The following is a 19,957-nucleotide window of genomic DNA, read 5'->3' as shown; positions in this document are numbered from 1 at the left end:
CCCCGAGAGTCACGTTCAGTCCCTTGCCGGCGCCCGTGAACGGGCGCGGTCACGTTCGCGCGCGGCGAGCGTTATCCGCGTTATGCCAGTGCAAACTGACCTGTAGCGAGAATTTCGTCACCGACAAAGGCACGAAAGCTGACCTTGTCGTCACGAACCTCGGTCCATGTCACGCTGACCGTCTCGCCGGATTTCAACATCCGCTGGAATTTCGCCTTGCGGATGCCGCGCAGGGGCGTGTCGGGGTTCGCCGCGCGCCAGTCGTCGGCCAGAAGGTCGAGAATCACGACGCCGGGGACCAGCGGATTTCCCGGAAAATGACCCGGAAGGGCAGGGTGATCCGCGGGGACGAACAGGGCCGGTGTCATCGTTGCTCGCTGCTCGCCAATCACGGTCCTCCCGTTTATGGAACGGTCCGGGGCTTGGCAAGAAAGGGGGAGGCCGTGACCATCGAGGCGACGACAGGGCCGTCCGGCGCAGCGGTGCTGGAGGGGGAGATCCTGCATCGGCTGGTGCCGCACGCCGGGGCCATGCGCCTGCTCGCACGCGTTCTGTCCTTCGATGACGACGCCATTCTCTGCGAGGCGGAGTCCCACGCGGCGCCGGACAATCCCCTGCGGTCGCACGATCGCCTGCCGATCACCGCCGGGATCGAATACGCCGCCCAGGCGGCCTCCATCCACTCCGGGCTGGTCGGCGGCGGGGGCGAGCCGGGGCGCGGCGGGACCCTGGCCGTGCTGACCGACGTGACCTGGCGGGTGGATCGTCTGGACGATGTCCCGGGGCCGCTCCGGGTTCGCGCCGAACAGCTGGCCCGGACGGCCGCCGCTCTCCAGTACGCCTTCTCCGTGCGGACCGTCGGGGACGAGTCGCTGATCGACGGGGTCCTGATGATCGCCCTGGCCTGACCGTTTCCAATCGCCCGCCACCTCGATACCTTCGCCGACAGTCCGGGCCCTCGCCCGCCGGCGCCCGGAGTTTCCCGCCCTTGCCAGCCGTTACGACACTCTCGCTCGACGTCATGGGCGGCGATCAGGGACCGCCCGCCATCATCGGGGGGGTGCACGAGTATCTGAAGGTCCATGACGGCGCGAACCTCCGTTTCCTGCTGCACGGCGACGAGACGGCCATCAATGCCGAGATCGACCGGCTGAAGCTGCCGCGCGACGGACTGGAGATCCGTCACACCGCCAAGGTGGTCCCGATGGGCGAGAAGCCGGCCCAGGCGCTGCGCCGGGGACACGGCAGCAGCCTGTGGAACGCGGTCGAGGCCATCCGCTCCGGCCAGGCCGACGCCGCCGTCTCGGCGGGCAACACCGGGGCCATGATGGCGATCTCCCGCCTGATCCTGCGCATGGCGGCGCCCGGGCTCGAGCGGCCCGCCATCGTCGCCAACTGGCCCACCGCCCGGGGCGTCAGCGTCGTGCTCGACGTCGGGGCCAATATCGAGTGCGGCGCCCGCCAGCTCGTCGAGTTCGCCATCATGGGCGAGTCCTTCCATGCGGCGGTCCACGGCTCCACCCGCCCGACCATCGGCCTGCTCAATGTCGGGTCGGAGGAGAACAAGGGGCACGACGAGGTCCGCGAGGCGCACCGTATTCTCAAGGCCTGGGGGCAGGGCCTCGACTATCGCGGCTTCGTCGAGGGAGATGATATCGCCAGGGGGACGGTCGACATCATCGTCACCGACGGCTTCACCGGCAACATCGCCCTGAAGACGACGGAGGGGACCATCCGCTTCCTGCTGACGCTGTTGAAGGAGTCGATGACCTCCAGCGTGCCGGCCAAGATCGGCGCCGCCCTGGCGATGCCGGCGATCAAGGCGATGACGCAGCGTATAGATCCGGCCCGTTACAACGGCGCGCCTCTGCTGGGCCTCAACGGCCTCGTGGTGAAGAGCCATGGCGGAACCAACGCCCGCGGATTCGCCTCGGCGATCCGGGTGGCGGTCGACCTGGCCCGCAGCGACTATCTGGCCAAGGTGGCTTCGGGCCTGGACCGGCTGGGCGACCTGCTGCCCGCCGGGGATGAGGCTCAGGACGACGCCTGATCGTTCCGCAGAACCGGCGCGGCGATCAGGATCGCCTGGCTGCGGTTGTTGACCTGAAGCTTCTTCAGGATCGCCGAGACATGCTGCTTCACCGTGCCCTCGGTCAGGTTCATGTCGCCGGCGATCTGCTTGTTCAGCTTGCCGTCGACGAGGGCCCGCATGATGCGCAGCTGGCCGGCGGACAGGGTCGAAATGCGGCGATGGGCGTCAAGGACCTGCGGGTCCGGGTCGCCCTGTTCCGGAAACAGGATCGCGCCCTGCAGGATGGCCCCGACCGCCTCCACCAGAACCTCGACCGCCTCGGACTTGGACAGATAGGCGACGGCGCCCAGGGCCTTCGCGAGCGTGAGCGTCTGGTTGTCCGTGCGGGCCGAGACGATCGCGATCCGGCCGTCCGGCAGGATCTTTTGCAGCCGCAGCAGGGCGCTGAACCCCTCGGCGTCCGGCAGCATCAGGTCCAGCATCACCAGCTTCACCCGATCCCCGTGCTGGCGGACGTAGGCGTCGGCCTCGGCGGCGCTGGTCACCCGGCCGACGTCGAGATGCGGGTAGGCGGCCTTGATGGAGAGCTCGAAGGCCTGTCCCACCAGCGGGTGGTCATCGACGATCAGAACGATCCAGCGCACCTGAGACCCCGGGACCTCCGCGTCCGCTTGCCGACCTGACTGCACGGCAAGATTGCGCCTCCGGTATAGCAGGCCCTCGAGGCGTCGGGAAACCCGCGGTTGCCCGGTCCGGGGTCAGGCCATCTCCCGCAGGATCAGCGCGATCAGCGTCTCGATCTCCGCCCGGGTCGGGGCGCGGCCTCCGGCGAACGCCCCGTCCGCCGCCTTGGCCTGTTCGCTGATTTCCGTGAAACCGAAGATGCCGGCGGCGCCGGCCAGGCCATGGACGAGCGCTTCGATCTGCCCGGGATCGCCGGCATCCAGCGCTGCGGCGAGGGCGTCCGCGTCCGCCAGGGCGCGCAGGCGGAAGCGGGCCCGGATGGCCGCCAGCGTGTCGTCGCTCACGCGGGGCGGCCCAGAAGGATGTCGCGCACCTGCCCGGCCAGCGTCATCGGATCGAAGGGCTTGGTGATGACGCCGACGGCGCCCAGCTCCAGATAGCGCTCACGTTCACTGGCCTGCACCCGGGCGGTCATGAAAATTACCGGCGTCTGTTCCAGTCCCGACAACCGGCGCAGGCGCGCGAGGGTTCCGGGGCCGTCGAGCCGGGGCATCATCACGTCCAGCAGGATGACATCCGGCCTCAACCCCGCCTCAAGCAGTCCCAGCGCCGCCTCGCCGGAGTCCGCCGTCGTCAGGGTGACGCCGGGGTCCAGCTCCAGCGAGAAGGCCGCGACTTCGCGGATGTCCGGTTCGTCGTCCACGTGAAGGATCGCGAGCGTGCCCATCAGTGGCCTCCCTTGCCTGTCAGACGTCGCACCGTCCGGACCAGCCCCGCCAGCGAGGTGCGGGACTTGACCAGCACCGCCTCGACCCGATGGCCGAGGGCGGCGTCCATTTCCTGCGCCGAGTAGACGATCACCGGCACGGTGTTGCCGTCGCCGTCGTCGAGGTCCGCCAGCAGGTCCAGCCCCGAACCATCGGGCAGGCCCAGGTCGAGAATGACCAGGTCCGGTGTCCGGGCCTTCAGCGCCTCCCGGGCGCGGGACAGGGTCGGGACGGGCGTCACCTCGGCGACGCCGGTCAGGGCCGAGGCGGTGACCGCCAGGATGTCGGGATCGTCATCGACATGCAGGACCGTCGGGCGCCGCGTCTCCAGCCGCTCCAGAATTCCCGCGACGGCGCCGCGCAGGCGGGCCTGGTCGAACGGCTTCTCGAGCCAGTCGATGACCTCGAGCGATCGTCCCCGGGCGCGGCCGCGGGCCACATCGGCCGAGACGACCACGACCGGAAGGTCGCGGGTTCGGGGATCGGACCGCAGGGCGCGGATCAGGCCCACGCCGTCGGCGTCCGGCAGGTGCAGGTCGACCAGAACCGCCGCATGGCCGCCGCCCCGCACCGCGCCCAGCGCTTCGCGCGCGGTGGAGACGACGTCGGCGCTGAAACCGTCCTGGGCCAGCATGGTGCGCAGCACCTCGGCCGCGTCCAGATCGTCCTCCACGATCAGCAGATGTGGTCCCGCGCCGCCGCCCGCCTCCGGTTGAGCCAGCTCAAGCGGCAGGTCCAGATGGAAGGTGGCCCCTTCCCCGGGCGCGGACTCGAACCACAGACGCCCGCCGTGCCGTTCCGCGATCTCCCGGGCGATGGCCAGGCCCAGGCCGGTGCCGCCCTTGGCCCGGGTGTCCGAGGAATCGGCCTGGGCGAATTTGGAGAAGATGCGGGCGCGGAACTCGTCCGGAATGCCGGGGCCGTCATCCGAGACGCTGAGCCGGGCGATCCGCGTTTCCGGCTGGACCGAGACCCGCACCGCGCTGCCCGCCGGCGAGAATTTCACGGCGTTGGACAGCAGGTTGACCACGACCTGGATGAGCCGGTCGGCGTCGCCGCGAACCGGCGCGGCGGCGCCGTCGTCCAGATCCACCGCGACGCTCATATCGTCCGCCAGACCCTGGACGTTGTCGATCGACCGCAGGGCGATGTCGCGCAGGTCCAGCGACGCCATGTCCACCGTCATCTGGCCGGACTCCAGCTTCTCGATGTCGAGGATGTCGTTGATCAGCCGCACCAGGCGCTGGCTGTTGGAGTGGGCGATGCTGATCAGGCGGCCGGCCTTGTCGGGAATGGCGCCCGCCGCGCCGCCGGCCAGCAGGCCCAGCGAGCCGGCGATCGAGGTCAGAGGGGTGCGCAGTTCGTGACTGACCGTCGACACGAACTGCTGCTTCATCTCCTCGACCCGCCTCCGTTCCGAGATGTCCCGCACCACCGCCACCATGTGTAGGCCGGACGGCAGGGGCATCGGGCTCAGCGCGACGTCGACGGGGAAGAGCCCGCCATCCCGACGCCGGGCGTTGAGTTCCCGCACCAGCCCGCCGGCGACCTCGCCGTCGCGGAAGCCGAGGCGGGCCAGGAAGCTCCGGCCGACCTCGTCCTTGTTCTCCAGGTCCAGCAGGACGGAGATGTCCCGTCGAACCAGCTCCGGGCCGGACCACCCGAACATCCGGCTGGCGGCGGCGTTCATCGTCTCGATGCTGCCGCTGGGGTTAAGGGTCAGAATGGCGTCGATGGCGCTGTCGAAGATGGCGGCCTGGCGGGTGGCCACGGTCCGGACCTCGGCCAGCAGAGCCCGGCGGGTGCGGATGTAGCGCCAGACCAGGAAGACCGTGCCCGCGACCAGGGCCAGAAACAGGGCGAACAGGCCGGCGACCAGTCGCTCGGTCGCGACGCCCCGCGCCGTGGCCCGGCCGATCAGAGCGTCCAGCCGGCCGGCTTCTGCATCGACCATCCGGTCGATGACGGCGCGAATGTCATCCATCGCCGCCTTGCCCGCGCCCTCCGCGACATAGGCGAGCGCGGGGTCCCGACCGCGCTGCTGGCGAAGGCGGATGCCCTCGGAAAGGGTCGACTGCTTCCGGCCGACCAGATCCTTGAGCGCGCTGATCTCCGCGGCATGACCGGGCTCGCCGGCGTACAGTCGCTCCAGTCGCTGCATCTGCGCCGACAGCCGTTCCTCGGCCTCGTCGTAGGGCTCCAGGAACCGCCGGTCGCCGGTGATGATATAGCCGCGCTGCCCGGTCTCGGCGTCCTGCAACAGGGAGAAGACGCTCAGGATCTGGGCGCGGGTTTCGTGGGAGCGTTCGACCTCGGCCCGGACCGCGTTTCCGCGCTGGAACTCGTTGGTCAGGGACGCGCCGATGCCGACCAGGACGGCCAGGACGATCAGTCCGACCCCCACGCCCAGCAACGTGGCGGTGCGGCGGGAAAGGAGAAGCGGTTCCGGCATCGATCCCTGTTCCGACGTTCGGCGATGTCGCGCCGAGTCCGAGAGTGCTGACCTTTTCCACCACTTCAACCCCCGCGTGAGGATTTCGCAGACTGCATCGGCCTCACAGGGCGGGCAGGGGGCGTAGAGGGGCTGGACTTCATCACCGCCCTCCGGGCCTTGCGTGTCAAATTGGCGATTTGTCCCGTGGGGCGGAGGGGGAGGCGGCGCGGAAGGCGACCATTGCGGCAGACGCGTCTTGCACCCGTCGCCGCGTGCTGTACCTCTGATCAGAGGGGTTAACCACGATGTCCAACCGACTGAGTCGACGCGAACTTCAGTGCCTGCGCCTGGCCGCGCAGGAGCTCGGCAACAAGGACATCGCGGCCCGTCTCGGCATCGCGCCGAGCACGGTCGAGAACCATCTGACCAACGCCTACGCCAAGCTCGGGACCTCCGATCGACGGGTCGCCGCGGCCATCGCCGTTCGCGACTACCCGGATATCTCCCATTTCGCCCCTACCCCCATGGCGCCGCCCCCGTCCCCCGGGGTCGTTGAGGGGGCGCTCGGCGAGCTCTCCGCCGCCGGCCGCGAACCGGGGACCGCCTCGAACTGGATCCTGCCCGCGCCGCCGCGCCGGCCGCTTCAGCTTCTGGCGATCATCCTCGCGTTCGCCGCCATCGGAGGAGTGCTCACGGCCGGTCTGGTGCAACTGGCGGCGGGGGGGATGTCCCTTCTGTCGCGGGTCGCCCCGCCGGACGCCGCCCGGGCGCTGGATTCAGACAACCCAGCGGGGACCCGACCATGACCCATATCCGAACCGGCGTTCGCATTGCGCGCAAGCTCAAGGAGAGCGAACACGCCATCGACCACGCCATCATCGCCGTGAGCGCCATGATCCAGACCATGGTGGAAGGCCGTATCGAGGCCGGCGTCGCGGCCCAGACGGGCCAGCTGGCCCTCACCCACGTCGTGGACGGACTGGTCCGGCTGAACCAGGTCCGCGGGGATGTGATCGCGGGGCATGCCGCGCTCAAGGACGTCGCCGACGCCGCCGGCATTCCCTACCGGATGGACGGCACCATGGAGCCGAAGATCGAGCCGCCGATCGGCCGCCTCTCGGTCGTGGCCGCCTGACCCGCCACGCGTCGCCATGTCGATCCTTCAGTGGGGGCTGACCCTCGTCACCTATGCGACCCTGGTCGTCCTGCTCTGGAAGGGGCGGACGCCGGAGCGTCTGGCGGGGCTGGCCCTGATCGTCGCCCAGACCGCGACGCCCCTCGTCGCCCATCTCCAGCTCGGCGGGGTCCGGGTCGGCGTGGCGGCGGTCAGCCTGGCGCTCGCCGCCGCCCTGACCGCGCTCGCCCTGTACGGACGGCGCTGGTGGCTGCTGGCGGCGGCCGGATTCCAGCTCATCTCCCTGGCCTCCTGGGCCTATCAGTTCCTGAACCCGGACGCCCAGATCTGGGCGGCGGTCACCTTCCGGATCATCGTCTGGATGGAGTTGATGGCCCTGGCCCTGTTCGGTCTGTTCGAGGCGCGGCACGCCCCCTACGCCCGGCCGGCGGTGCGGCCATGACGATGACGTTTCCGGCCCTGGCCCCCGGCGAGCCGCGTACGGTCCGGCAGACGGGGCAGGAGGCCGAGGCGGCGCTCCTCGCCCGGCTTCTGGGGTCCGCCTTCGGGGAGGCGAGCGCGAACCGGTTCGCCCGGGGCCTGATCGATCATTTCGGCGGCGTCGGCGCCAGCATCGTCGCACCGAAGGACGAGGTCTCGCGCGCCCTCGGCGCCGGGGGCGAGGCCTGCGCCGCCCATCTGGCGGACCTGCACGCCCTTGTCCTGACCGTGGTCCGGCGCAAGGCCCTGTCCCGCCCGCTCCTCGGCAGCCGCACGGCCCTGAGACGCTATCTCTCGACCGCCCTGTCCGCCGAGCCGAGGGAGCAGTTTCGCGTCCTCTATCTGGACAGCCGCAATGGCCTCATCCGCGAGGAGATCGCCGGCGAGGGCACCCGCGACCACGCGCCGGTCTATCCGAGGGAGATCATCCGCCGGGCGCTGGAGCTCTCGGCCAGCGCCCTGATCCTGGTGCACAATCATCCGTCCGGCGATCCGACCCCCTCGGCCCAGGATCTGAACACCACCGACCAGATCATGGCGGGCGCCGCCGTGTTCGGAATCGCCGTGCACGATCATCTGGTCGTCGGACGGAAGCGGGTGTTCAGCTTCCACGACGCCGGCCTGCTGGCCGCGGCGCCCGGGACCCGCCCGTCCCGCGACAGGGCCGCGCCGCCCCGGCCCCGGCGGACCGCCGGAAAGACGCTTTCGGCGGATACGCCGTCGCCTTCGGCGTCGGTGCACAGTGACTGATTGAAACCGGAAAGGGCCGGGGCCCGGCGGGGTGGCGGACAGAGAGGGATTCGAACCCTCGGTACGCTTTCACGTACACACGCTTTCCAAGCGTGCGCGATCGACCACTCCGCCACCTGTCCGTTTCCACGACGTCGCCCGAAGGCCTTCGTGCAGCCGCCGGACGGTCGATCCGGCGAGGGGCGCTGATTAGAACAGTCGGCCCCCCTCGGCAAGCGCCTCTTTAGGCCCCATATGGGCGGGGAACGATTTGTCCGGAGTTCTCCCATGCTCGAGCAGAAAACCACGATGCCGACGCCCGACGCCGCCCTGCCGGGCCGCGATGCGCCGCTGCACACCGACGAGGTCCATTTCGTCACCGGCCGCCCGCTGAAAGGCCCGTACCCGGACGGGTTCGAGACCGCCATTTTCGGCATGGGCTGCTTCTGGGGCGTCGAGCGCGTCTTCTGGTCGCTGCCGGGCGTCTGGGTGACCTCGGTCGGCTACACCGGCGGCTACACGCCGAACCCGACCTATGAAGAGACCTGCACCGGCCGCACCGGCCACGCCGAGGTGGTCAAGGTCGTCTTCAACCCGAAGGAAATCAGCTACGCCGAGCTGCTGAAGGTCTTCTGGGAGAATCACGATCCGACCCAGGGCATGCGTCAGGGCAATGACATCGGCACCACCTACCGCTCGGCCATCTATTATCTGAATGAGGCGCAGAAGGCCGAGGCCGAGGCCTCGCGTGACCCCTATCAGGCGGCGCTGGACAAGGCGGGGCAGGGCCGGATCACCACCGAGATCACCGAGGCCGGGCCCTACTATTTCGCCGAGGACTATCACCAGGGCTATCTGGCCAAGAACCCGGCCGGCTACTGCGGCATCGGCGGCACCGGCGTGGTCTGCCCGATCGGCATCGGCGTGTCGGCCTGATCATGGACCGGCGCCGTGGATAGGGCCGGGATCGGCAAGGTCTGTCTGGCCCTGCCCGGGGCCACGCTGGACCACCCGTTCGGCGACGACCACGACGCCTACAGGGTCGGCGGCAAGATGTTCGTCATCGTCGGCGGCGAGGGCGGGGTCTCCTTCAAGGTCTCCGACATCGCCTGGGAGGTGCTGACCGAAGAGGGCCGGGCGCGTCCGGCCCCCTACCTCGCCCGCGCGAAATGGGTGAACCTGCCCGACCCGTCCGCCTGGCCCGCTGACGAACTGGCCGCGCATTTCGCCATCGCCCATTCGCTCATCGCGGCCAAACTGACCCGCAAGCTGAGGGCCGAACTGGGGCTGGCCTGACTTTCCAAAAACACCGGTTTTTGGAATTTGTCTGAATCGAAAACCGATGGTCTCCTGATGCCCTTGGGGGGAGGTCCATCATGATCGCCAGACATCTGATCCTGCTCGGCGCCTGCGCGGTCGCGCTCGGGGCCTGCCGGCAACCCGAGGTCAAGATCAGCGCGGCGACCGATCAGCCCCACGTCGCCGCCGCCAGCGACATCGAAGCCGGGCGCTATCTGGTGCTGACCGGCGGCTGCAACGACTGCCACACCCCGGGGTATCCGCAACGCGGCGGCCGTATCCCCGAAAGCGACTGGCTCAAGGGATCGGGAACCGGCTTCTACGGCCCGTGGGGCACCAGCTATCCGCAGAACCTGCGCCGGACCGTGGCCGGGATGAGCGAGGATGACTGGGTCGAGATGCTGAACACCCGCGAGGCCCTGCCGCCCATGCCCTGGCCCAGCGTCCGCGCCATGGCCGAGGCCGACAAGCGGGCGGTCTATCGCTACATCAAGTCCTTGCCGCTTGACGGCGACCCGGCTCCCGCGGCGCTTCCGCCCGGACAGGTCCCGACCACGCCCTATGAGAACATGATGCCGCACGGGGCGGGGGCGTAGGGCCACACAGTCCGCTCATCCCGGCGAAAGCCGGGACCCAACGCTTTGGGTGATGGATCGAAACCGGTCCGGCTCGCTCGCTGATCCTGAGAAACTGTCGTCAGGCTGGACAGGACTGGATCCCGGCTTTCGCCGGGATGAGCGGTTTTGTTGAACGGTCAGCGCGCCCGTTCCTCCGCGATCCACCGATCCATCCGCTGGTCCAGCAGGTCCATCGGCAGGGGGCCGTCCACCAGAAGCGCGTCGTGGAAGCGGCGCACGTCGAACCGGTCGCCCAGTTCGCTCTCGGCTCGCGTGCGGATCGCGCGCAGGCGGATTTCCCCGACCTTGTAGGCCGTCGCCTGTCCCGGCCAGCCGATGTAGCGCTGCAGCTCGGTCTCGATGTTGTGCGGGGCCAGGGCCGAGTTGTCGCGGAAGCAGGCGCGGGCCTGTTCGATGTCCCAGCCCAGCCAGTGGATGCCGGTGTCCGCCACCAGCCGGCAGGCGCGCCACATCTCGTAGCTCAGCCGCCCGAACCGCTCATAGGGCGTCCGGTAGAAGCCCATCTCCTCGCCCAGGAACTCGGAATACAGGCCCCAGCCCTCGACGAAGGCGGTCACATCCACCCCGCGCCGGAAATAGGGGCCGTCTTCCGCCTCCTGCTGCAGGGCGATCTGCAGGTGGTGGCCGGGGACCGCCTCATGCAGGGTCAGGGCCGGCAGTTCGTACAGCGGGCGCTGGTCCAGCCGGCTGGTGTTGACCATGTAACCCCCGGCGATGCCGTTCTCCATCGAACCGGGGAAGTACCGGCCGGTGGTGTAGTTGGCCTCGATCTCGGCCGGCACCGGACGCACGCCGTACGGGGTGCGAGGCAGGGTGCCGAACAGGGCGGGCAGGCCGTCGTCCGACCGCTTGGCCATCTCCGACGCCTTCTCCAGCAACTGCTCGCGGCTGGTGGCGTAGAACTGCGGATCGGTGCGCAGGAAGGTCAGGAAGCCGGCGAAATCGCCGGCCCAGCCCGCGGCCCGCATCTCCGTCTCCATCCGCGCCCGGGTGCGCGCCACTTCCCGCAGACCCAGCTGGTGCACCTGATCCGGGGTCATGTCGGTGGTCGTGTAGCCGCGCACCAGATAGGCGTAGAGCGCGCGTCCGCCGGGCCGGTGCGCCAGCCCCAGCGTCTCGGGCGCGCGGGGCAGATAGTCCTGCCGCAGGAACCGCACCCACTCGCGCCGCTCGGGCATGATGCGGTCGGCCACCACGGCCCGGGCGCGGGCGGTCAGGGCCGCCTGCTGCGCCGCGGGGATCGAGGCGGGCAGGGCGGCGAAGGGCTTGAGCAGCGGATCGGTCTCGGGCGTCAGCGCCGCCTCCGGCTCCATCAGGCCCAGGGCGTTCTCGACGATGGAGCGGGGCTGAACCAGACCGGTCTCGAGCCCCCGCCGCGCCGCCGCCCGCTGATCGCTGTAATAGCGGGGCAGGGCCTCCAGACGGGCGATATACAGTTCGGCGTCCTGCGTGTTGGTGATCCGCGTCACCGCCGCCAGATAGCCCGCGGTCTGTCCCGGTCCGCCCTCCGAATTGAAGGCGTCGATCCGGCCGGTATCCAGCGGAATCCGCTCCCGGGCGCGCCGGATCACCCAGGACAGGAAGGCGTGGTTGAGCCGGTCGTCCGGCGTCAGCATCGCCGGGTCCAGCGCCGCCAGCCGGTCGGCGAATCCCTTCAGCACCGGCTCCTGCGCCACCTCGAAGGCGCGCGAGGCGTCGGGCAGCCTGCCCTGCGCCGCCCGGTCGCCCTCCATCCCCGCCGTGATGGGGTCGATGGACCGCAGATAGGCCTCATAGTCGGACAGGATCGCCGCCAGCGCCGGGTTCTCGGCCTGCCGCACCGTCTGGGCGGGGGCGGGCGGGGTCCGGGCGACGGCGGGCGTGGCGCAGACGGCCAGCAGGGCCGCCAGCGAGGCGGTCAGGACGATCTGTTTCATTGGGGCTCCCTCCCGGATCCGGGCGGGACTGCAGCGGAGCGGGCCTCCGCCGTCAACCGCAGAAGGCGAAGAACCGTTCGACCCGGTCCGCCGAGCCCGGATGCGGAGCGTAGGCCTGCCGCTCGTCGCCCTGCCAGACCGCCAGCCAACCCACCCGGCGGAAGCGCTGGAACACCGGATCGCTCGCCTTCGCGTCGGCGGTCAGGAACAGGCCGTCGTTGAGCTCGGACCGCTCGGCCGCCGCGGGGTAGCGCTCGGTGTCGCCGCCGGACTCCAGATGGATCTCGGGCCGCGCGCCTTCCGGGGCCAGGGCGCTCAGCGCCAGACGGCCCGAGTTTTTCCGGCAGTCCAGCCCGATGCGGAGGTCATCGCTTTCCTCCAGGCCGTAGGCGAGCCGCGCCTCCTCATCGTCCTGATGCAGGAACCAGTCATAGTGGTCGATCGGGGCCGGCGCGCCGGAAACAGCCGGGGCGAAGTCCATCCGCGTCGTACCGCACGCCGCCAGGGTCAGGGTCAGGCCGGACAGGACCAGCAGGGCGGGGGGGCGCATGGCAGACTCCGGATCAACCGGAGCAAAGTTCCGCGAAGCGGCGCAGCTTGGCAAGATGGGCCGTGGGCACCTCGACCGCGCGGCGCTGCTCGCCGACGGTGACGCCCAGCCGGCCGCTGACGCCAAAGGCCGCGAAGACCGGGTGATCGGTGCGCAGGGCCAGCTTCAGGACGCCGCCCCGTCCGGTCCGGGCCTCCGACACCGCCGAGGCCTCGCCCGCGGTCACCCGCGCCATTCCGGTCGCGCCCTCGCCCCCGTACAGGGTCAGGCGCGCCACGCTGCTGCCGGGCTCGCATTCCAGGGTCGTGCGAAGACTGGCGGTGTCCGGCACCTCATTGGCCAGCACCACGGGGGTGTCGTCGCCGTAGAGGGTCCAGGTCCAGGCGGCCTCGGACGGCGCCGGGGCGTTTTGCGGCCCGGGAGCCAGGACCGCCACGGCGGCCAGAATCGCGATCATGGCTGTTCAGCCCCCGCTGAGAGTTCCGACCCGGAGAATTGGTCAGACCTGCTCGGTTGCGCAATAGGCGAAGAAGCGCTCGATCAGGGCTCGCTCCTGCGCATTGGCGGTCAGCTGGAATTGGCCCGCCTCGCCCTCGACGGTCAGGCGGCCCGTCCGGGCCATTTCGCGCAGGGTCGGATCGCGCAACGACACCGCGGCCTCATCCGACAGGTCGCCGCTCAGTGGATCGATCGCGCTCTCACGGCTGGACGCCTGGATCAGCCGGGGAGAGGCCGGCAGGACGTCGCCGTAAAGGGCCAGCTGACGCTGTCCCGGCTCGCAGGTCATCATCAGGGCCAGCTGGTCGGAGTTCTCGACGCCATACGCCAGCTTGGCCAACGCGCCTTCCTGGCTCAGATGCCAGCCCATGCCCGGCACGCCCGTCTCCACATCCGTCGCGCGCGACTGCGCGGCGAACGCGATCAGGCCCAGGGCGGCGACAGCGGGGACAACGAACTTCAGCATGGACAGACACTCACCTCTGATGGGCAAACGTTGATGTCCGTTAAGAGTTCACGGCCAAGCTGAACCCTGGCTGACGAAATTCACCGCGCGATGGAAATGCCGCGATGGCCGGAGGCTGATCCGGCGCCGAAGCCCGGGCGGGTGGGGCGGAGTCCGGAAGGTGATTGGTGGTTCGATGCGGCCCCGGGCCGGGGCAGGACGTGAGCCGGCGGTTCGGCCGGCGCCCACCACTCACCCATCACGACCCGGCCGCCGTCAGGGCCGGTTGGCCGCCACCCTCCGACCCCGCGATCAGAACGGCGAGAACCGCTCCACCAGCGACTGGGCCGCCGGGGCGCTCTGGACCCGGCTGATGTCGCCGCGGCCGCCGTAGCTGATCCGGGCTTCGGCGATCTGGGTGTGGTTGATGGTGTTGGCGGCCGAGACGTCTTCCGGGCGCACGATCCCGGCGACGGTCAGCTCGCGCACCTCGCGGTTGGTGCGGACTTCCTGACGGCCCTGGATGATCAGATTGCCGTTGGCCATCACGCCGGTGACCACCGCCGCGATGGTCAGGCTGACCTTCTCCGCGCGGTTGACCGAGCCCGAACCGGCCGAGTTCGACTCGCCTTCCAGCCCGACCATGTTGGCGGCGTCGAAGCCGCCGGGGAACAGTCGGCCCAGGCTGCTTTCCATGCCGAAGAAATTGCTCAGTCCGGCGGAGGCGTCATTGCTGCGGGCCCGCTGGGTCGAGTTGTTGGTCTGGGCGCGGTCGTCGATGTCGATGTTGACCGTCAGGATGTCGCCGACGTGGCGGGCGCGCTGGTCGCCGAAGAAGGTCCGGGCGCCGGTGCGCCACAGGCTGTTGGCGCTGGCCGAGCGCCGGGCGGCCTGCTCCTCGGGGCTGGGGAGATAGGCCTGGGTGGTCGGCACCAGGGCGGCCGGATAGCCGATGGGCGCCAGTTCGGGGCCCATCACCGCCTCGACGGCGGTGGAGCAGGCGCCCAGGGACAGGGCGGCGGTGGCGGCGACGGTCAGGAGCATGGCGTTACGCATGGGACTTCCCTCTATCGGGCGGCGAACTGTTGGGCGCGGACGGACTGGGCGGCCGGGCCGGCGATGGCCTGGCCGGGGCCGACGGCCACGGTGTCGATGACGCGGTTGGATTGCAGGTTTCGGACGGCCAGCGGCTGGCCCTCGGCGGCGTTGCCTTCGGCGCGGCCGGTGATGGTCAGGCGGACGCCGCCCGCCTCGTACATCACCTGGACCATGTCGTTGCGGCTGATCACGCGCTGGCCCGGGGCGGCGCGCACGGCCGCGGGCGCGGCGGCGGCGAAGGGGGCTTCGGCGCCGGCGGCCGGGGCGGCGGACGTTCCGCCCGGCGCCATGCCGGCGTCGCGGACCACGACCCGGCGCAACCCGGTCGGATTTGCCCAGTCCAGCCCGGCCTGACGGGCCATGGCCTGCAGTTGCGAGGCTTCGAAGACGATCGAGGGGCCGACCCGGCGACCGACGACCACGCCGGCGGCGCCGTCCGCGCCGTCGAAGATGTCGCCCAGGGTGACCTGGCCGTCGTGATCCACCGGATTGGCTTTCAGGCTGACCGGACCGGCCAGGGCGGGGCCGGCGAGGGCGAGGCTCAGGGCGCCGACGGCGGCGAGGATCAGGGACTTCACGATTTCACCTGCGCGCTGACCGACAGCATCTGGTCGGCGGTGGTGATGACCTTGGAGTTCATCTCATAGGCCCGCTGGGCGATGATCAGGGCCGAGATTTCCGACACCGCGTCGACGTTCGAGGATTCGGTGAACTTGTGCAGGATGTCGCCGTAGCCGATCTCGCCGGGGGCCCCGACGTTGGCCGGCCCCGACGCCGCCGTCTCCAGCAGCAGGTTGTCGCCGATGGCTTCCAGACCGGCCTCGTTGAAGAACGACGCCAGTTCGATCTGTCCGACCACCTGCGGGGTGGTGTTGCCGTCGGTGAAGACCTGCACCTGGCCGGACTTCGAGATCTGCACATCGACCGCGTCCTGCGGGATGTTGATGTTCGGCTGCACCGCATAGCCGTCGTCGGTGACCAGCTGGCCCTCGCCGTTGATCGAGAAATTGCCGGCGCGGGTGTAGGCCGTCTCGCCCGAGGGCATCAGCACCTGGAAGTAGCCGCGTCCGTCGATGGCCATGTCGTACATGCCGCCGGTGTTGGTGGGGGTGCCCTGGTCGGTCACGCGATAGACCGCGCCGGCCTTCACGCCCGCGCCGATCTGGATGCCGGTCGGCACCACCGTGCCCTGGGTGGACGACTGCGCGCCCATCCGCTCGACGTTCTGGTACAGCAGGTCCTGGAACTCGGCCCGTTGGCGCTTGTAGCCGACGGTGTTCATGTTCGCGATGTTGTTGGAGATGACCTCCACGTTCAGCTGTTGGGCGGCCATGCCCGAGGCTGCGGTTCTGAGCGCGCGCATGTCTCAGTCCTCCCTTACGACACCCGGCCCAGGCGCTCGACGGAGCGGCGGGACAGGTCGTTGGTGTTCTCGATCATCCGGGACACGCTCTCGTAGGCGCGCTGGATCTCGATCAGATTGGTGATCTCGAGGATCGGATTGACGTTGGAGCCTTCCAGCATGCCCTGACGGACGCTGGCGTCGGTGGCCTCGGTGCTGACGGCGTTGGAGGCGTTGCGGTACAGGCCGTCGCCGCCCTTCTCGAGGGCGCCCAGCGAGTCGAAGCGGACCACCGACAGGCGGCCGACGACTTCCTCGTCCTGGGTGATGGTGCCGTCGGCGCCGACCGAGATTTCGCCTCGCGTCGGGTCCAGGATGATCTCGCCGCCGTCGCCCAGGACCGCCGCGCCCTGCTTGGTCGTCAGGCGGCCGGTCGGGTCAAGGGTGAAGCCCCCGTCCCGGGTGTAGGCCTGACCGGCGCCGTCCTGCACGGTGAAGAAGGCGCCTTCGCCCTCGATGGCGAAGTCCAGCGGACGGCCCGTCTGGGACAGGGCGCCCTGGCTGAAGTCGCGACCCACGCCGTTGTCCAGAACAAAGCTGACGCCCGGGCGGACGAAGGCGTTGCGGGCGCGTTCGCCCACCTCGGCGCCGACCAGCAGCTGCTCGACCTTGAAGCCGTTGGTGTCGGCATTGGCGATGTTGTTCGCCACGACATCCAGCTCGCGGCGCAGCGTCATCTGGCGTGACAGTCCAACGTAGGCGGCGTTTTCCACGGGCGGCTCCTTTCGCCCTCCACCGTCGCAACGGTCGTGCCAACAGGGTGAATCCAGTCGTGGCGGGCGTTTCAGCTGCAAAGCCTGATCCGGCGCCCGGCAGGATTTGCCGATCGTAAACGGCTCGTTAACCAAACCCGGCTGAATTGGACCCCTGAGATTCTCGGGGCGCGGGGCGCATGCTGAAACTGGGCAAGAAGAAGGACGCGGACGCCAATCTGCCGGCCGTCACCGACGGTGAGGGCGGGGAGGGCGACGGCGCGCCGGCCAAGAAGAAGATTCCGCTGCTCTTCATCATCATCCCCGTGGCCCTGCTGGTCCTGGGCGGCGGCGGCGCGGCCGCCTTCGTGATGATGCAGCCCAAGTCCGCGCCCGCCGAGGACGGCGGCGGCGACCACGGGGCCGAGAAGAAGGCCGAGGGCGGTCACGGCAAGAAGGCCGAGAAGAAGGGCGGCGGCCACGGCGGCGGCGCGGAAGGCGAGGCGAACCCCGCGCTGGGCGTCATCACCGAGGGACCCGACGGCGTCACCTTCTACACCCTGCCGGACCTGCTGGTGAACATCCAGGCCGAGAACGGCCGGCCGGCGAACATGAAGCTCAAACTGACCCTGGAGATGCACGACGCGGAGGTGGCCTACAAGCTGCAGGAGGAGACGCCGCGCCTGAACGACATGTTCCAGAGCTTCCTGCGCGAACTGCGTCCGGAAGACCTGGCCGGTTCGTCGGGCACCTTCCAGCTGCGCGCGGAAATCCTGCGCCGCGTGAACCTGATCGCCGCGCCCGGCAAGGTCGACGCCGTGCTGATCGAAGAAATGCTGGTGCAGTAGCCCATGTCGGACGCCGCCTTCGCCGACAACGCCGATCCGTTCGCCGAGCCGCTGGCCGACGACCGTCCGATCGCGACCGAACGCGTCCTGAACCAGGATGAGATCGACAGCCTGCTCGGCTTCGATCTCGGCGATGACGACGGCAACGAGCGCTCCGGCATCCGCGCCATCATCAACTCGGCCCTCGTCTCCTACGAGCGCCTGCCGATGCTCGAGATCGTCTTCGACCGCCTCGTGCGGCTGATGACCACCTCGCTGCGCAACTTCACCTCGGACAACGTCGAGGTCAGTCTCGACAACATCTCCTCGATCCGCTTCGGCGACTATCTGAACTCCATCCCCCTGCCGGCCATCCTCGCGGTCTTCCGCGCCGAGGAGCTCGACAACTACGGGATGCTGACGGTCGACTCGAACCTGATCTATTCGATCGTCGACGTGCTGCTCGGCGGGCGCCGGGGCACGGCCGCCCTGCGCATCGAGGGCCGGCCCTACACCACCATCGAGCGGGTGCTGGTCCAGCGGATGGTCGAGGTCGTGCTGGCCGACGCCCGCGCCGCCTTCGAGCCGCTGACCCCGGTCCACTTCAATCTCGACCGGCTCGAGACCAACCCGCGCTTCGCCGCCATCGCCCGTCCGGCCAACGCCGCCATCTTGGTCAAGCTGCGCATCGACATGGAAGACCGCGGCGGCCGCATCGAGCTGCTGCTGCCCTACGCCACCCTCGAGCCCATCCGGAAGATGCTGCTGCAGCAGTTCATGGGTGAGAAATTCGGGCGCGACAACATCTGGGAAGGCCACCTGGCCACCGAGCTCTGGACCACCGAGACCGAGGTCCGCGCCGTGCTGGACGAGCAGCAGCTGCCGCTCTCCAAGGTGCTCGACTTCAAGGTCGGCGACACCCTGATGCTGAACGTAAATCCGGACTCGCCGGTGTCCGTGCGCGCCGGGTCGATCCCGCTGACCGTCGGCCGCATGGGCCGCAAGGGCCAGCACATCGCCGTGCGGGTCGAGGCCCCGGTGAATGTTGAAGCCGCCTCCAGCCTCGTGAAGGGAAGACGTCGATGACCGGCATGATTCTGGACGGCGTTCTGATGCTGCTGCTGGTCGCGGCCCTCGGCTACGGGGTGCGGCTGGAGCGCAAGCTGTCGGCCCTGCGCGCGGGCCAGCTGGCCTTCGCCTCGGCGGTCAACGAACTGAACACGGCCGCCGGACGCGCCGAGGTCGCCCTGGCCTCCCTGCGCGCCTCCGGGCAGGAGACGGACCTGCTCCACGACCGCATCATCAAGGCGCGGGAGGTCAAGGCCCAGCTGGAGACCCTGATCGCCCGGGGCGGCGAGCTGAAGCCGGCTCGCGCGCCGGAACCGGTCGCCCGGGCCGCCGCGCCGGCGCCGAAGCCCGTCGCGGTCCCGGCCGCCGCCGTGGATGAGGACGAAGCCCGCGCCGCCCGCATGCAGGCCCTGGCCGAGCGTATTCAGGGTCTGGCCGCCCCGGCCCGCCCCTCGGCGGCCTCCGGCAACGTCCACGCCATCCTCGGCGCCCTGACCAAGCACGGGGCCGCTAACCAGTCTGCGAAGCAAAGCCTCAACCAGGCCCGTCGCAATCTGGACGACGACCTGTTCGCCGCCTGACCCCTTCCCAAGCACCCGAGTAAGCCCTCATGGCCAGGATTCCCCGCCTTCTGCCCCTGATCGCCGTCGCCATCGGCGGCGTGGTGCTGGTGCGCGCCGTCGGCGTCGCTCCCGGCCTGTTCGAGGGCGCCAGGGCCTGGGCCGAGGAGGCCGTTCCCACCGCCGCCGCGCCCAGCCACCCGGCCGCCGCCGTCTGCGCCCTGACGCCCGAACAGCTGGCCCAGCAGGCGGGCATCTCCCCGGCCGAGCTGCGCATCATCCAGTCCCTGTCGGCCCGTCGGGCCGAACTGGACGCCCGCGACACCGACATGGCCTCCATGCTGCCCCTGCTGGCCGCCGCCGAGCAGAAGCTGGACGCCCGCGTCCAGGCGCTGGAAGCGGTCAAGGCCGAGGTCGCCGCCATGCTGGGGCAGGTGGACGAGAAGCAGAAGGAAGAGACCGACCGTCTCGTCGCCGTCTATTCGGCGATGCGCCCGCGCGAGGCCGCCCGGGTCTTCACCACCCTCGACGATGATGTCCGCCTGCCTGTCGCCGCGGCGATGCGTCCGCGCACCCTGGCCGCCGTCATGGCCCAGATGGAGCCGGCCGCCGCGCGCGAGCTGACCGAGAAACTGGCTCGCCGTTTCGCCGCCCAGCAGGAGCTGGCCGCCCGCGCGGCCCGCGCCGCCGCGCCTGAAGCGCC

26 protein-coding genes and 1 tRNA gene are annotated in these 19,957 nt (G+C 70.0%); 13 read left to right on the top strand and 14 right to left on the bottom strand.

Annotated elements, in window-relative coordinates:
* Positions 1-80: 80 nt before the first annotated feature.
* The gene (locus tag ACLQ7T_RS07765; RefSeq protein WP_420478900.1) at positions 81-368 is read right to left on the bottom strand and encodes a 3-hydroxyacyl-ACP dehydratase FabZ family protein; all 288 of its coding nucleotides are present in this window, start codon (positions 366-368) and stop codon (positions 81-83) included.
* Between the two features lie 75 nt (positions 369-443).
* On the opposite strand from ACLQ7T_RS07765, the gene ACLQ7T_RS07760 reads away from it, so the two are divergent.
* Complete coding sequence (locus ACLQ7T_RS07760; protein ID WP_420478899.1) at positions 444-908, top strand: ApeP family dehydratase; 465 nt, start codon at positions 444-446, stop codon at positions 906-908.
* Between the two features lie 80 nt (positions 909-988).
* Entirely contained in the window at positions 989-2,050 is a 1,062-nt protein-coding gene (plsX, locus tag ACLQ7T_RS07755) for a phosphate acyltransferase PlsX (RefSeq protein ID WP_420478898.1), read from the top strand.
* Here the strand turns inward: plsX and ACLQ7T_RS07750 are convergent.
* The 4 genes from ACLQ7T_RS07750 to ACLQ7T_RS07735 form a co-directional block, all read right to left on the bottom strand.
* Positions 2,035-2,676: a LuxR C-terminal-related transcriptional regulator gene (locus tag ACLQ7T_RS07750; RefSeq protein WP_420478897.1), complete on the bottom strand. Its 642-nt coding sequence runs from the start codon at positions 2,674-2,676 to the stop codon at positions 2,035-2,037. The genes plsX and ACLQ7T_RS07750 overlap by 16 nt on opposite strands.
* 114 nt (positions 2,677-2,790) lie before the next feature.
* A complete protein-coding gene (locus tag ACLQ7T_RS07745) occupies positions 2,791-3,060 on the bottom strand; it encodes an Hpt domain-containing protein (protein ID WP_420478896.1) in 270 nt (89 codons plus the stop codon).
* Entirely contained in the window at positions 3,057-3,443 is a 387-nt protein-coding gene (locus tag ACLQ7T_RS07740) for a response regulator (protein ID WP_420478895.1), read from the bottom strand. The genes ACLQ7T_RS07745 and ACLQ7T_RS07740 overlap by 4 nt, the downstream gene beginning before the upstream one ends.
* Positions 3,443-5,935, bottom strand: a complete 2,493-nt coding sequence (locus ACLQ7T_RS07735) for a CHASE3 domain-containing protein (RefSeq protein WP_420478894.1) — start codon at positions 5,933-5,935, stop codon at positions 3,443-3,445. Before ACLQ7T_RS07735 ends, ACLQ7T_RS07740 begins: the two co-directional genes overlap by 1 nt.
* 287 nt (positions 5,936-6,222) lie before the next feature.
* Here ACLQ7T_RS07735 and ACLQ7T_RS07730 point away from each other — a divergent pair, with 287 nt between their 5' ends.
* Genes ACLQ7T_RS07730 through ACLQ7T_RS07715 form a run of 4 tightly spaced genes read left to right on the top strand, consistent with a single transcriptional unit; the run spans position 6,223 to position 8,282 of the window.
* Positions 6,223-6,723 (top strand): helix-turn-helix domain-containing protein, encoded by a 501-nt coding sequence (locus ACLQ7T_RS07730; protein ID WP_420478893.1) that lies wholly within the window; start codon positions 6,223-6,225, stop codon positions 6,721-6,723.
* Positions 6,720-7,052 (top strand): hypothetical protein, encoded by a 333-nt coding sequence (locus tag ACLQ7T_RS07725; RefSeq protein WP_420478892.1) that lies wholly within the window; start codon positions 6,720-6,722, stop codon positions 7,050-7,052. Before ACLQ7T_RS07730 ends, ACLQ7T_RS07725 begins: the two co-directional genes overlap by 4 nt.
* Positions 7,053-7,068: 16 nt before the next feature.
* Entirely contained in the window at positions 7,069-7,494 is a 426-nt protein-coding gene (locus ACLQ7T_RS07720) for a hypothetical protein (RefSeq protein WP_420478891.1), read from the top strand.
* Positions 7,491-8,282 carry a JAB domain-containing protein gene (locus ACLQ7T_RS07715; RefSeq protein WP_420478890.1) on the top strand — a complete coding sequence of 264 codons (792 nt, stop codon included), beginning with the start codon at positions 7,491-7,493 and terminating at the stop codon, positions 8,280-8,282. Before ACLQ7T_RS07720 ends, ACLQ7T_RS07715 begins: the two co-directional genes overlap by 4 nt.
* A 32-nt stretch (positions 8,283-8,314) precedes the next feature.
* On the opposite strand, the gene ACLQ7T_RS07710 is transcribed toward ACLQ7T_RS07715, so the two are convergent.
* Positions 8,315-8,404 (bottom strand) — tRNA-Ser (locus ACLQ7T_RS07710).
* A gap of 145 nt (positions 8,405-8,549) precedes the next feature.
* Here ACLQ7T_RS07710 and msrA point away from each other — a divergent pair.
* From msrA to ACLQ7T_RS07695, 3 genes are all read left to right on the top strand, one after another.
* Positions 8,550-9,197 (top strand): peptide-methionine (S)-S-oxide reductase MsrA, encoded by a 648-nt coding sequence (gene msrA / locus ACLQ7T_RS07705; protein ID WP_420478889.1) that lies wholly within the window; start codon positions 8,550-8,552, stop codon positions 9,195-9,197.
* A gap of 15 nt (positions 9,198-9,212) precedes the next feature.
* Positions 9,213-9,557, top strand: a complete 345-nt coding sequence (locus tag ACLQ7T_RS07700; protein WP_420478888.1) for an MmcQ/YjbR family DNA-binding protein — start codon at positions 9,213-9,215, stop codon at positions 9,555-9,557.
* Between the two features lie 80 nt (positions 9,558-9,637).
* A complete protein-coding gene (locus ACLQ7T_RS07695) occupies positions 9,638-10,156 on the top strand; it encodes a cytochrome C (RefSeq protein WP_420478887.1) in 519 nt (172 codons plus the stop codon).
* 158 nt (positions 10,157-10,314) lie between these two features.
* Here ACLQ7T_RS07695 and ACLQ7T_RS07690 read toward each other — a convergent pair whose 3' ends face one another.
* The 8 genes from ACLQ7T_RS07690 to flgF form a co-directional block, all read right to left on the bottom strand.
* On the bottom strand, positions 10,315-12,114 hold the full coding sequence (locus ACLQ7T_RS07690) for a DUF885 domain-containing protein (protein ID WP_420478886.1): 1,800 nt from the start codon (positions 12,112-12,114) through the stop codon (positions 10,315-10,317).
* Positions 12,115-12,166: 52 nt separating this feature from the next.
* Positions 12,167-12,664, bottom strand: a complete 498-nt coding sequence (locus tag ACLQ7T_RS07685; protein WP_420478885.1) for a hypothetical protein — start codon at positions 12,662-12,664, stop codon at positions 12,167-12,169.
* 13 nt (positions 12,665-12,677) lie between these two features.
* Positions 12,678-13,121: a hypothetical protein gene (locus ACLQ7T_RS07680; RefSeq protein WP_420478884.1), complete on the bottom strand. Its 444-nt coding sequence runs from the start codon at positions 13,119-13,121 to the stop codon at positions 12,678-12,680.
* Positions 13,122-13,163: 42 nt separating this feature from the next.
* A complete protein-coding gene (locus tag ACLQ7T_RS07675) occupies positions 13,164-13,628 on the bottom strand; it encodes a hypothetical protein (protein WP_420478883.1) in 465 nt (154 codons plus the stop codon).
* Between the two features lie 291 nt (positions 13,629-13,919).
* Positions 13,920-14,663 (bottom strand): flagellar basal body L-ring protein FlgH, encoded by a 744-nt coding sequence (flgH, locus tag ACLQ7T_RS07670; RefSeq protein WP_420478882.1) that lies wholly within the window; start codon positions 14,661-14,663, stop codon positions 13,920-13,922.
* A gap of 11 nt (positions 14,664-14,674) precedes the next feature.
* Entirely contained in the window at positions 14,675-15,283 is a 609-nt protein-coding gene (locus ACLQ7T_RS07665) for a flagella basal body P-ring formation protein FlgA (protein WP_420478881.1), read from the bottom strand.
* A complete protein-coding gene (gene flgG, locus ACLQ7T_RS07660; protein WP_420478880.1) occupies positions 15,280-16,068 on the bottom strand; it encodes a flagellar basal-body rod protein FlgG in 789 nt (262 codons plus the stop codon). The genes ACLQ7T_RS07665 and flgG overlap by 4 nt, the downstream gene beginning before the upstream one ends.
* A 14-nt stretch (positions 16,069-16,082) precedes the next feature.
* A complete protein-coding gene (flgF, locus tag ACLQ7T_RS07655) occupies positions 16,083-16,820 on the bottom strand; it encodes a flagellar basal-body rod protein FlgF (protein WP_420478879.1) in 738 nt (245 codons plus the stop codon).
* Positions 16,821-16,999: 179 nt separating this feature from the next.
* Here flgF and ACLQ7T_RS07650 point away from each other — a divergent pair, with 179 nt between their 5' ends.
* The 4 genes from ACLQ7T_RS07650 to ACLQ7T_RS07635 all read left to right on the top strand — a co-directional run.
* Positions 17,000-17,647 (top strand): flagellar basal body-associated FliL family protein, encoded by a 648-nt coding sequence (locus ACLQ7T_RS07650; protein ID WP_420478878.1) that lies wholly within the window; start codon positions 17,000-17,002, stop codon positions 17,645-17,647.
* Positions 17,648-17,650: 3 nt separating this feature from the next.
* Positions 17,651-18,712, top strand: a complete 1,062-nt coding sequence (gene fliM / locus ACLQ7T_RS07645; RefSeq protein ID WP_420478877.1) for a flagellar motor switch protein FliM — start codon at positions 17,651-17,653, stop codon at positions 18,710-18,712.
* Positions 18,709-19,275 (top strand): DUF6468 domain-containing protein, encoded by a 567-nt coding sequence (locus tag ACLQ7T_RS07640; protein ID WP_420478876.1) that lies wholly within the window; start codon positions 18,709-18,711, stop codon positions 19,273-19,275. Before fliM ends, ACLQ7T_RS07640 begins: the two co-directional genes overlap by 4 nt.
* Positions 19,276-19,304: 29 nt before the next feature.
* The coding region (locus tag ACLQ7T_RS07635; protein ID WP_420478875.1) for a MotE family protein at positions 19,305-19,957 on the top strand (653 nt) is incomplete at its 3' end.

Origin of the sequence: Brevundimonas sediminis, from assembly GCF_048799765.1 — a bacterium.
Taxonomy (GTDB): Bacteria; Pseudomonadota; Alphaproteobacteria; order Caulobacterales; family Caulobacteraceae; genus Brevundimonas.
The sequence above is the reverse complement of the archived record's forward strand: the minus strand, read 5'-3'. Positions and strand labels throughout refer to the sequence as shown.